This is a genomic window from Aestuariivirga sp., from assembly GCF_041738905.1.
In the GTDB taxonomy this organism is placed as follows: Bacteria; Pseudomonadota; Alphaproteobacteria; order Rhizobiales; family Aestuariivirgaceae; genus Aestuariivirga.
Genome location: NZ_JBGSOZ010000058.1, coordinates 1 through 10999, shown reverse-complemented (window position 1 = coordinate 10999; position 10999 = coordinate 1). Strand labels below are relative to the sequence as shown.

Here is a 10999-nt window from a genome sequence, read left to right as displayed (position 1 = left end):
CTCGCGGCGAAAACAATCCAATGTCGCGACGCACCATTGCGCATCGCGTTCAGAAAAATTCGTGAGCGCGTTGACATCGCGCCCGCTTGACTCGGATTCCATTGTCATAAGATAGTCACCTTGTCCATTCCCTTGTACGATGTTCCAACCAGTTGGAATGATCGCTGCGGATGCGGACGGGGGCATCAGAAGGAGGAATCCCATGTCGAACATGTTGCGCAAGACGTTGACTGGCATCGCAGTCGCGGCCGCATTCACCACCACATCCATCGCCGCGTCGGCGCAGGAGCAAGGCAAGCTGGAAGAGGTCCTGGCGCGTGGCCACCTGATCGTCGGCACCGGCAGCACCAACGCGCCGTGGCACTTCAAGGACGAAGCTGGAAATCTTGTCGGCTTCGATATCGACATCGCCAAGATCGTCGCCAAGGGCCTGTTCGGCGACGACACCAAGATCGAGTTCGTGCAGCAGGAATCCGATGCGCGCATCCCGAACGTCACCACCGGCAAGGTCGACATCACCTGCCAGTTCATGACCGTGACCGCGGAGCGCGCCCAGCAGGTCAACGTCACCATTCCGTATTACCGCGAAGGCGTCGGCCTGCTGACCAAGGCGGACGGCAAGCTCAAGACCTATGACGAGCTGAAGGCGGCGGGCAGCGGCGCGACCGTCTCGGTGCTGCAGAACGTCTATGCCGAGGACATGGTCCATGCGGCCCTGCCGGAGGCGAAGGTCGACCAGTACGAGAGCGTCGATTTGATCTACCAGGCGCTGAACAGCGGCCAGGCCGATGCGGCGGCGACCGATCAATCCTCCCTGCAATGGCTGATCGTCACCACGCCGGGCAAATACCAGGATGCCGGCTATGGCTGGAACCCGCAGAGCTATTCCTGCGCGGTGAAGCGCGGCGACCAGGATTGGCTGAACTTCGTCAATACGGCACTGCATGAAGCAATGACCGGCGTCGAGTTCGACTTCTACGCGGCCTCGTTCAAGACGTGGTTCGGCAGGGATGTGCCCGCTCCGAAGATCGGCTTCCCGGTCGAGTTCGAATAAGACATCATCATCAGCGCGGCGTGCGGGCTCCAGCCTGACCGCCGCGTGGATTTTCCCGGCGGAACTTGCCCATGGGATATACCCTCAACTTCTCTGCAGTCTGGCGCAACTTCGATCACTTGCTCGAAGGCCTTGGCCTCAGCCTCATTCTTGCCGTGGCATCCATTCTCATCGGCTGCCTCGTCGGGTTGGTGACGGCCTTCATGCTGCAGTCGAGGAACCGGGCCATCAGCGGCGTGGCACGCGTCTACGTCACGGCAATCCGCAACACGCCCATTCTGGTGCTGATCCTGTTCACCTACTTCGCCTTGCCGCAACTGGGCGTGCGCCTCGGCAAGATCGAGTCCTTTGTCTTCACGCTGACACTCTACGCCGGCGCCTATCTTGCGGAGATTTTCCGGTCGGGCCTCGTTTCGATGCCCAGGGGACTGCGTGAAGCAGGCCTTGCGATCGGGCTGACGGAATTCCAGACGCGCACGTCCATCATCATCCCCATCATGTTCAGAAACGTGCTGCCCTCGCTCGGCAGCACATTGATATCCCTGTTCAAGGACACGTCCCTCGCCGCCGCGATCGCCGTGCCCGAACTCACTTTCTATGCCCGCAAGATCAACAACGAGACGTTCCGTGTCGTCGAGACCTGGATCGTCGCCAGCTGTCTCTATGTCGCAACATGCACCGTGCTGGCAGCGCTTCTCCGGATCGTCGAACGCCGCCTTGCGATCGTGAGGTAGAAGACATGGAACCCACATCCTTTCTCGAACATATATGGATTGCGCGGTGGCCACTGGCGTCAGGCGTCGGGCTGACGCTCATCATATCGTTTCTTGCCATCGTGGCGGGAACCATCCTCGGGATCGGCGTCGGAATGTCGCTGACATACGGTGCGCGTCCGCTTCGATGGCTGGTCCGCGGCTATACCGACTTCATCCGGGGAACGCCGGTGCTCGTTCTGGTTCTCGCGAGTTACTACGTGCTTGGCACGATCGGCTTGCAACTTGGTCCGTTTCAGGCCGGTGTGCTGGCGCTCGCGGTGTTCTGCAGTTCCCATGTCGGCGAGATCGTCCGGGGTGCGCTGCAGGCCATCCCCAGGGGACAGACAGAGGCTGCCAAGGCCATTGGCCTGACCTTCGCCGGAACCTTCATCTACGTGCTGGCACCGCAAGCCATCCGGCAGATCTTGCCAGCCTGGGTCAATACGGCAGCAGAGATGGTGAAGGCGTCGACGCTCCTCTCCATCATCGGGATCGGGGAACTGCTGCTTTCGACGCAGGAGGTGATCGCGCGCACCTTCATGAGCCTGCCCTTCTACTTCCTTGCAGGTGCACTGTACTTTCTGATCAACTTCGGCATCGAGAGCCTGGGCCGCCTCGTCGAGAGAAAGATGGCAGTTCAATCGTGACTGGAACTCAAGGCATGAGCACCAACCTCGTCGAGATACGCAATCTCCACAAGAGTTTCGGCAAGGTCGAGGTATTGAAGGGCGTGAATTGCGATCTGGCGCAGAGCGACGTTGTTTGTGTCATCGGCTCGAGCGGCTCTGGAAAGACCACGATGCTCCGGTGCATCAACATGCTGGAGGATTTCGATGCCGGCACGATTACCATCGATGGCGAGGCGATCGGCTACGACGTGCGCGATGGCAAGCGGCGGCGGAAGCCGGAGAAGGAAATCGCCCGGCAGCGGGCCCTCACCGGCATGGCGTTCCAGCAGTTCAACCTGTTCCCGCATCTCACTGCGATGGAAAATGTCACGCTCGGACTGATCAAGGTCAAGAAACTCGGCCGCGACGAGGCCACGGCCATCGGAGAACGATGGCTGGAGCGGGTAGGGCTGTCATCACGGCGAGACAACTATCCAGGCCAGCTTTCCGGCGGACAGCAGCAGCGTGTGGCGATTGCCCGCGCCATCGCGATGAACCCCAAACTGATGCTGTTCGACGAGGTGACCTCCGCTCTTGACCCTGAACTGGTGAACGAGGTGCTGATGGTGATCAGGGATCTTGCTCGCGACGGCATGACGATGCTGATCGTCACGCATGAGATGCGCTTTGCCCATGACGTCGCAAGCCGTGTGATCTTCATGAACGAGGGGCGCATTGGCGAGGAGGGAAATCCGCGCGAGATGTTCCTTCAGCCAAAGACCCAGCGGCTCGCCGCGTTCCTGAAATCATCCAGTTTCAATTGACCATTGAGAGAGAATGTCTTGACCATCAAGCGATATGGAACAGGTGAGACCGGAGCCGGCAAGCAGGGATTGCCCTTCGCCCGCGCCGTGGAGGCCGAAGCTGTTCCGCTATCCGCAGATGTCAACACGCGAGGGATGCTGATGTCCGAAGTCCATGACGAGGCAATCAGTCGCCGTATGCGTGGACTGGACCGCGCCTTCGAGATTCTTGATTTCCTCGGGCAGCGCCGCGAAGCGATGCGCCCCAATGAAATCGCAATCCAGATCGGCGCGCCGCGGTCCACAGTCTATGAACTGGTCAATCTGCTGCTCCGCAATGGAGTTCTCGAATACAGGGGAAACCAGGGACACGTCTTTCTGGGCCGAAAGCTCTATTTCCTGGGGATGTCCTATCATGAGGAATTCGACATTCTGCGCGAGTGCAACGCCATATTGGCGGCGATTGCCGGGGAAACGCGCGAGACTGCCCAGCTCTGCATGCTGAATGGCAACAAGTACACGGTCGCGATGATGAAGGAGGGCGGCCGGCCCTTCCGGATTTCCTCTGACGTTGGCGAGCGCGTGCCTATACCGTGGACCGCCTCCGGCCGGTTGCTGGTTTCTCATCTGAGCGATGCGGAAATCATGGAACTGGTGCCGGGAGAGGATTTCAAGCTTCCAAATGGCGAGTGGCTGGCGCCTGCCGACTTCATTGCCGAAGTCAGGCAGGCGGCGGACTCCGGTTACTTCACCTTCCGCAGCATCGTTGACAGCTTCACGCAGTGCTTCGCGGTTCCGGTCTACGATCAGGAGAGAGAGTGCACGGCAACGCTGTGTCTCGTAGCGCCCCGCGAAGACGGCCTCCAGAACCGGGATGTCTATCTCGAATGCCTGATCAAGGCAGCGCAGGATCTGTCGGCGCGGATTGGAACGGGCTTGTCCACCATCTCGAAGGAACCCGGCAAACTGCTCAGGCACTTCAACCGGACGTGATGTTCCACTGAAGCGCGGTCAGGGCCATGCGTGCGGCAGCAGACAGCCCGACCCTGTTCGACCTTCCGGGTATCGATTTCCGTCTTTCTCATGAAGGATTGGGGACTGCTTGCCGCTGGAGGCCACTGGTGTGAGCCCCGCAAACTGATCCAAAAATTAGTAGTGTCCTACGGCCTCGTGTGAGCCTGCCTCCGACGTAGGACCATGGCGTTGAGCTTGCTGATGCCCCCGTTCAGGCCGCGTGGCCGATGAGCTTGACGCGGCCGAAGGGCTTCTCCGCGCCCGCGCTGTCCGCCACCGAGAAGCCGACGAGAACGGCATTCGATGGGTCCGTCGTGAACCGGCGGACTGCGTCATTCCAATAGATTCGAACCCCGACATGCCAGTCTTCCGACGGGTCCCGGTGAAGATCGAAGACGCCGGCCGTGCTCACCTCTACGTTGTCGCCGATCTCCGCCCACGATCTTGCAATGCCAAACAGCGCACCCCGCAGCACGCCGCCTCCGGGCTGGACTTCATATGGTGCTGCGATCTCGACACTGAGGCCCTGATGTACAAAGCTGTTCAATTTCGTGTCTCCCCTGCGATGTTGTCTTTGAAAGTGCGGGTAGGTGGGCAGCTTGCCGTCACTGGCTCGCCCACAACACGCGGCCGAGATAGGTCACATCGTCCGGACGAACCAGCACCTCCCGGCGAGACTTGCCGCCAAGCGTGATGGCGATTGCGTCCTTGTCGCGATGGACGAGCACACCACCAATCATCCCGAGCTGACCCGTCTCCACGACGATTCGGTCACCCACGGCGATTGTCACATCATGCGACACGATGAGTCGGTCACCGTGGCCATAGAGTGGCAGCATGGAATTGCCAAACACAGTGATCGTGCGGCTATTGTTCACATCGGGTGCAAGACCGTTCATGGGGCGCTCCAACTCATGCGCTGTTCAACGGTGGTGAGAATGAAAGGATCGCTTCTGCTTCGCCATAGGCAGTTCTACCTATCCCTTGCCTCAAACTGCTGGCGGGCCGCGCCGTGGCACGAGCAGGAGAAACCGGAGGAGTTGCGGCAGCGAGGTCGCCTGCATCTTCGACAGGATCGCTGCGCGATGATGGTCTACCGTGCGGACGCTGATCGAGAGTTCTGCAGCAATCGAGGCGCTGGAATAGCCCTGCACCACCATTGCAGCGACGTCCCGCTCGCGAGGGGTCAGCGCGGAGAAGCGTTCGCTCATGGTTCGAATGAGGGCTGGTTCTTCCGCCGTCTGTTCGTTCTCGCTGATTGCGGCGCCGATGCTTGCGGCAAGATCCTCGTCGACAACAGGCTTCTCGAGGAAGTCTGCCGCGCCGCTCTTCATCGCCTGCACCGCCATGGGAACATCGGCATGGCCGGTGATGATCACGACAGGCGGAGCGCCTTCCATTCGCTTCAGCATCTCGAGCATTTGCAGGCCATCAATCTCGGGCATGCGGACATCGAGAACGATGCAATCGGGCCTCGCCGACTCGATTTCGCGAAGCGCCTGCCGCGCGGAAGAGCAGGCTGCAGATTCATAGCCATAAGTCGAAAGCACCGAGGAGAGCGAATCGCGCACCGCTGCGTCGTCATCAATGATCATGATCAGCCGTTTCATGGGACTCCTCCGGATGCGAGGTGATTGGCAGCGTGAAGACAAATGCCGCACCCTCCTTCGATGAGCGGTCGAGCCACAGTTCACCACCATGGCGCCGCACGATACTGCTGCACAATGACAGGCCCAGGCCCAGTCCATCTGGCTTTGCAGATTTCAGGGGCTGAAAGAGCACGTCCTGCAGCTCCGGATTCACCCCGGGACCGGTGTCGCTCACGCTGATCTCCGCAAATCCCGGGCGATTCGTGACAGAGACCCGGATGGTGACCGCACCAGAGGCCGCACCGCTCGCAACGATGGCATCCTTCGAGTTGCGAAGCAGGTTGAGGATGACTTGCTGAATCTGAATCTCGTTGCACATCACCGTGCTGGTGGGCAGGAAGCCCGGCGCGCGGGGTTCGATGCCGGACTTGCGCAGTTCTGGTCCGAAAAGCGCCAGGGACGACAGGATGATGTCACGGAGCTGGTGACTTTCCTTGTGCGGCGTTCCGCGCTCCAGAAAGCGGCGGGTCGAACGCAGCATGCCTGCCGCCGAGTCCACTTGCTCCACCGCCGCGTCGATATCGCTTTGGACGGCATCCGCATCCGCGCTGCCCGAGGCAAGCCTGCGCTTCACGGCCCTCACGTAGTTGCGGATTGAACTCAGCGGCTGGCTCAACTCGTGGGCAAGTGCCGCGGCAATCTCGTTTGCGAGCGATAGCCGCGATGCCTGCAGAAGGACGCTCTGGCTCTCCTGAAGGCTCAGATGAGTCTCTGCAAGCTGCTGCACGGCACGCTCTCTGTCGCTGACGGCAGCACCCATAAACAATCCGGTGACGGACAGTGCCAGCATCAGGAACTGCAACTCCGTGGCGTTGGACGCCTCATAACTGCGCCAATAGAGAATGAAAAGCATGAGAATGTCGCTGAGCAGCACCGACAGGGCGGCGCCTCTCAGTCCGTCCTTCACGCTGAAGGCGACGACCGGCAGGAAGACGAGGTAGAAGAACTTGAATTCATCGGTCTGCCGCAGGCCGAAGACCAGGACGGATACCATGACGAGCCCACCGAGAAACAACCATTGCATTGCTCCCCATTTGGCCAGGTAGTTCTTCCACCCCTCCATGCCCGAAGCCGTCAGCAGGAAAGGAACGAATGTCATCATGGCAATCAGATTGCCGATGGAGAGCGTCATCGTGTAGGAGAGGAGATAGGTGGTTTCTATTCCGACGCTTTGTCCGAGGATCACCAGCCGCGCCACTGCGTAGACGATCGTGATGCCGAGGCAGATGAGGAGCAGGCGTATCACCGTCTGGACCCGGTTCGCCGTATCGCTCATCAACAGGGATTTGAATGCCACCCCAGTGCCCGTGAAAATCAGGGCGCGCGTCACTGCTGAAATCCACTCCCATGACCCCGGGAGTGACCACCCCCAGAGCCGGGTGCTGACAAGCATGCAGATGGTTACTGTGACAACGGCAGGCCGGCCGAGGACCAGTCCGGCTACCAGGGCAAGGCCGGTCGCCGGCGCCCAGGGCGATGTCTTCAGGTCAGTGGCCTGGAAAATCGAGGACAGCCACGCCAGCGCGATGAACGCTACGAAAAGACCCGCATGCATCAACGCCTGGCGCAACAGCGCCAGCGCCCAGCCGCTGGTCATGGTCTTGTTCATTGCGGTCAAGATTGGTTCGCGATGTGTGGCCGTAGGTCCGGAAACCTAAATCAACCGGTGCGAAGACGCCAACATCAATTGGCTTGCGAAAGAGTGCGGACCGCACCGCAGGTCGGTGGTGCATAGGTGGGGAAGACTGCGTGCGGTCCGCCTCTGGTGGTCCTCCCTGGACTCGAGCCGTTCGACTGCGAGATTTTAACAATGCGCCTCTGGATGCGATTGCCAATAGGCAGCACTGCCTATCCGGATGCTGGTGCGATGCTTCTGAGGCGTGATACCGGATAGACATCCACAAGACCACACCGCGGGCAGTTGCATTCCACGAGTGACGGCCGTTCCACGCTTGGAAGGCACGGAATGGCGCATCCGCAGTTGCTGCACAGCACCGCATGGCGAACGGGTGTTGCCTTTGACGGTGCAAGATGCGCTTGTGAGTGGTCACCTTGCCTTATCATGAATGCACGCGAAACCAGCAGCGGGACGAGGACTGTGCAGTCTTTGCTTCATGAACGGAAATATGGGCTGATGCGGTTTCATCCATGGTGAGCAGGATGGGGTCGTCTGCAAGGAAGGCCCGTGACGCCGTGTCGTTGTCCGTAACGAACTCGCCTTCTCCGGAGACGGAGAAAAAGTTGCGGTTCAGAGTGAGGCGTGCATCGACGCTGACGCTCTGTCCGTCGGAAAATCGGAGCACTGCAGGTCCGCTCGCCGAAAGTGTCTTTGGCATGATGTCCTCTTGTGTTCGATGGAATCGCAGTGAATCATGACCGAGTTGGACAGACCATAGGTAGCAGTGCCTAGTCCGTCAGGCGATTGTTCTCGAGGAAAACACTGCGCAGCGGAGCAGGCCAGGCCGTCTGGAGATGCGTGGGGCGGGCTTGCGTGGCTTGGGTCTGCCAACATGCTTGACGTCATCCATTGTTGCATCTTACAACTTTATGTCCGAAAACAGCGGAGTGCCGCCGTTTTCGTTGATTGCGAGGTGATGCCCGATGAGCCGCTTTTCGCCCTTCGAGGACACGCTTTGGTTCGCCACGGCCGCGCCAGCCCCGGCAACCGTTCCGCTCGAAGGCCGGGTCATGGCAGACGTCTGCATTGTCGGCGCGGGCTATACCGGCCTCACCACCACACTCGATCTCGTGAAGAAGGGTGTCAGGGTTGTTCTGCTCGAGGCGCAGGAGGCGGGCTTCGGCGGGTCGGGCCGCAACGCCGGTCATTCGACACCGACCTTCACCCATTACAGCCTGCCGGACTTGCGGAAGGTTCTGGGCGAGCCCTGGGCCGAGCGCCTGATCCACCGGCAGACGCGCGCCAACGACCGTGTCTCCGGCATGATCCGCGAATACCAGATCCAGTGCGAGTGGCAGCAGAATGGCTATGTGCAGGGCGCCTACCGGCCCGGCGTCATCCCGGCGCTCGAACAGAAGGTGCGCGACTACAACGCGGTCGGCGCCAGAACGCGCTTCCTCGACAAGGCCGAAGTCGAGGCCCTGACCGGCACGCCGCGCCTCTATGGTGGCTGGTATCACACCGAGGGCGGACATGTGAATCCGCTGGGCTATGCACGCGGCCTCGCCCGCGCCGTGCTGCAGGAGGGCGGCACCATTCACACAGGTTCGAAAGTCACCAACGTGGCACGCGAGAACGGCAAGTGGCTGGTGCAGACTCACGGCGGTGCGGTTCTTGCCGACAAGGTGATCTTCTCCACGGGCGCCTATACCGTCGAGGGCTGGCCCAGGCTCGACCGGACCTTCAAGATCATGAGGGTGTTCGTCGCCGCGACACAGCCTCTGTCTGAAGATACCCGCAAGTCGGTGCTGCCGCACAACACGACCATGCACGATGGTCGCGGCGATATCTATGTCTACAAATACAACGCCGAGGGCCGCATCGTCGCCTCGATGTTCCCGATGGGCCGCCGCGGCCGCAACATGGACTATACGCGGCAGGTGATGACCGACCGCCTGAAGTGGATGCACCCGCAGATCCGGGAAGACATCCGCTGGGATTATTTCTGGTTCGGCGAACTCGATATGCAGCGCCGCACCATTCCGCGCCTCTATGGACTGGCACCCGGCATCGTGGCGCTCACCGGCCTCTCCGGGCGCGGCGTGCCCACGGGCAGCATGCTGGGCGGCATCCTCTCGGAGTGGGCGCTGGGTGTCGCGGAAAGGGACCTGTCGCTGCCAGTGGAGCCCCTGTCCGCCGCGCCGCTCTACATGAGCTTCGCCCCCCAGATGATGCTTCGCTACTACCGTCACATGGACCGGAAAGGTTCGATCCGCGACGGCGCAGCACTTCCCCCTCACGCATAGGAGAACGTCACCATGAGCACCGCGATTCAATCGATCGGTCTTGAGGAAGGCTTCGGGCAGGGCGCTGCCGCCGAAGGCCGCAACGGCGGTTCGTGGAAGCGCACCATCTGGTCCGACGAGGGCAGGTCCAATACCATCGTCGCAGTCTGGAAGGCCGAGCCCGGAACCTATGTGTTTCCGCCGCGGGCGCTCGAGGAAACCTTCATCGTGGCGGAGGGAGAGGCGCTCTGTTCGCTTGGTGGCAATCCGCCGGAACGGATCGGCGTCGGCTCCATCGTGCGGGTCCGCGAGGGCGAACCGATCACGCTTGAAATCCTGACACCCTTCCGCAAACTCGCAACCGTAGTTCCCCGAAGCAAATAGTTGACATATACAACTGTTGCAAAATACAATTACTTTATGACCGATGGACAGCTATACTGCGGCGCTGCTAATGGGCCTCACGGACCACAAGCAGGCAGGTGCCACGCGCCGTTGCAAAGCCGCATAGAGAAAGGTCCAGACGGGGAGACACATGGCCAAAGCCCGAGCGGAGCGCAGCAAGGCGCCGGTTCAGGTCCGGAAGGAACAGCAGCCCAAGACTGCCGACGTCTCGGCCGTGAAGCTCGACATTCTGGAGAACCTGCTCAGCTACTACATGCGCGTCGTGAGCGTGGTTCTGAACCGCGACTTCGATCACGTCCTGTCGTCGGTGTCGCTGGCGCATGGAACGGGCAAGGTCTCGACGCTTCTCATGGTCGCCGCCAACCCAGGCATCAGGCCTTCGGTGCTGGCACACTATGTGCTGCGCGACCGCTCGGCCATGACGCGGCTGCTGCAGCAGATGAAGTCCGCCGGGTTGATCGTCGAACAGATCTCGGATACCGAGCGCCGCGCGCGCGAGCTGTATCTGACCGCGAAAGGCAAGTCGATCCTCGACAAGGTGCGTTCACTCGCTACGCAGCAGTCGGATGCCTTCTTCGGCGTCCTCTCGGGGAGCGAGCAGAAGCAGCTCATGGAATTGCTGAAGAAGCTCTACACCAGCCACGTCCATATCGAGGACGAGGACTGACAGCCGGCAGGCGGGGGCTTTCATGAGCGCCCGCGTCGCCTTGATCACCGGCGCCAATCGCGGCATCGGCCTTGAAGTGTGCCGACAGCTCGGTGCGCGCGACTACACAGTCGTGCTGACCGCGCGTGACGCCGCCAAGGG

The 10999-nt window shown here is 60.8% G+C and carries 14 protein-coding genes; 9 read left to right on the top strand and 5 right to left on the bottom strand.

What is annotated here, in order from left to right; all coding sequences use genetic code 11:
- The first annotated feature begins 202 nt into the window (after window positions 1-202).
- The 5 genes from ACEW8Q_RS04500 to ACEW8Q_RS04480 all read left to right on the top strand — a co-directional run bounded on the left by ACEW8Q_RS04500 (window position 203) and on the right by ACEW8Q_RS04480 (window position 4213).
- The gene (locus ACEW8Q_RS04500) at window positions 203-1054 is read left to right on the top strand and encodes a transporter substrate-binding domain-containing protein (RefSeq protein ID WP_373502858.1); all 852 of its coding nucleotides are present in this window, start codon (window positions 203-205) and stop codon (window positions 1052-1054) included.
- Between the two features lie 71 nt (window positions 1055-1125).
- Window positions 1126-1788 carry an amino acid ABC transporter permease gene (locus tag ACEW8Q_RS04495; RefSeq protein ID WP_373502857.1) on the top strand — a complete coding sequence of 221 codons (663 nt, stop codon included), beginning with the start codon at window positions 1126-1128 and terminating at the stop codon, window positions 1786-1788.
- Between the two features lie 5 nt (window positions 1789-1793).
- Window positions 1794-2456 (top strand): amino acid ABC transporter permease, encoded by a 663-nt coding sequence (locus ACEW8Q_RS04490; RefSeq protein WP_373502856.1) that lies wholly within the window; start codon window positions 1794-1796, stop codon window positions 2454-2456.
- Window positions 2457-2470: 14 nt separating this feature from the next.
- Window positions 2471-3241, top strand: coding sequence for an amino acid ABC transporter ATP-binding protein (locus ACEW8Q_RS04485; protein WP_373502855.1), 771 nt, complete (start codon window positions 2471-2473; stop codon window positions 3239-3241).
- Between the two features lie 141 nt (window positions 3242-3382).
- Window positions 3383-4213, top strand: a complete 831-nt coding sequence (locus ACEW8Q_RS04480; RefSeq protein WP_373502860.1) for an IclR family transcriptional regulator — start codon at window positions 3383-3385, stop codon at window positions 4211-4213.
- Window positions 4214-4445: 232 nt separating this feature from the next.
- Here ACEW8Q_RS04480 and ACEW8Q_RS04475 read toward each other — a convergent pair whose 3' ends face one another.
- The 5 genes from ACEW8Q_RS04475 to ACEW8Q_RS04455 all read right to left on the bottom strand — a co-directional run bounded on the left by ACEW8Q_RS04475 (window position 4446) and on the right by ACEW8Q_RS04455 (window position 8219).
- On the bottom strand, window positions 4446-4781 hold the full coding sequence (locus ACEW8Q_RS04475) for a DUF2190 family protein (protein WP_373502854.1): 336 nt from the start codon (window positions 4779-4781) through the stop codon (window positions 4446-4448).
- Window positions 4782-4839: 58 nt separating this feature from the next.
- Entirely contained in the window at window positions 4840-5133 is a 294-nt protein-coding gene (locus ACEW8Q_RS04470; RefSeq protein ID WP_373502853.1) for a S24 family peptidase, read from the bottom strand.
- 90 nt (window positions 5134-5223) lie between these two features.
- Window positions 5224-5844, bottom strand: a complete 621-nt coding sequence (locus tag ACEW8Q_RS04465; RefSeq protein ID WP_373502852.1) for a response regulator transcription factor — start codon at window positions 5842-5844, stop codon at window positions 5224-5226.
- Window positions 5819-7480 carry an ATP-binding protein gene (locus tag ACEW8Q_RS04460; RefSeq protein ID WP_373502851.1) on the bottom strand — a complete coding sequence of 554 codons (1662 nt, stop codon included), beginning with the start codon at window positions 7478-7480 and terminating at the stop codon, window positions 5819-5821. Before ACEW8Q_RS04460 ends, ACEW8Q_RS04465 begins: the two co-directional genes overlap by 26 nt.
- A 463-nt stretch (window positions 7481-7943) precedes the next feature.
- Window positions 7944-8219 carry a hypothetical protein gene (locus tag ACEW8Q_RS04455; protein ID WP_373502850.1) on the bottom strand — a complete coding sequence of 92 codons (276 nt, stop codon included), beginning with the start codon at window positions 8217-8219 and terminating at the stop codon, window positions 7944-7946.
- Window positions 8220-8484: 265 nt separating this feature from the next.
- Between ACEW8Q_RS04455 and ACEW8Q_RS04450 the strand changes: the two genes are divergently transcribed.
- From ACEW8Q_RS04450 to ACEW8Q_RS04435, 4 genes are all read left to right on the top strand, one after another.
- Window positions 8485-9807, top strand: coding sequence for an NAD(P)/FAD-dependent oxidoreductase (locus tag ACEW8Q_RS04450; RefSeq protein WP_373502849.1), 1323 nt, complete (start codon window positions 8485-8487; stop codon window positions 9805-9807).
- 12 nt (window positions 9808-9819) lie between these two features.
- Window positions 9820-10170 carry a hypothetical protein gene (locus ACEW8Q_RS04445; RefSeq protein WP_373502848.1) on the top strand — a complete coding sequence of 117 codons (351 nt, stop codon included), beginning with the start codon at window positions 9820-9822 and terminating at the stop codon, window positions 10168-10170.
- Between the two features lie 151 nt (window positions 10171-10321).
- Window positions 10322-10858 (top strand): MarR family winged helix-turn-helix transcriptional regulator, encoded by a 537-nt coding sequence (locus ACEW8Q_RS04440; RefSeq protein WP_373502847.1) that lies wholly within the window; start codon window positions 10322-10324, stop codon window positions 10856-10858.
- Between the two features lie 22 nt (window positions 10859-10880).
- The coding region (locus tag ACEW8Q_RS04435; protein ID WP_373502859.1) for an SDR family NAD(P)-dependent oxidoreductase at window positions 10881-10999 on the top strand (119 nt) is incomplete at its 3' end.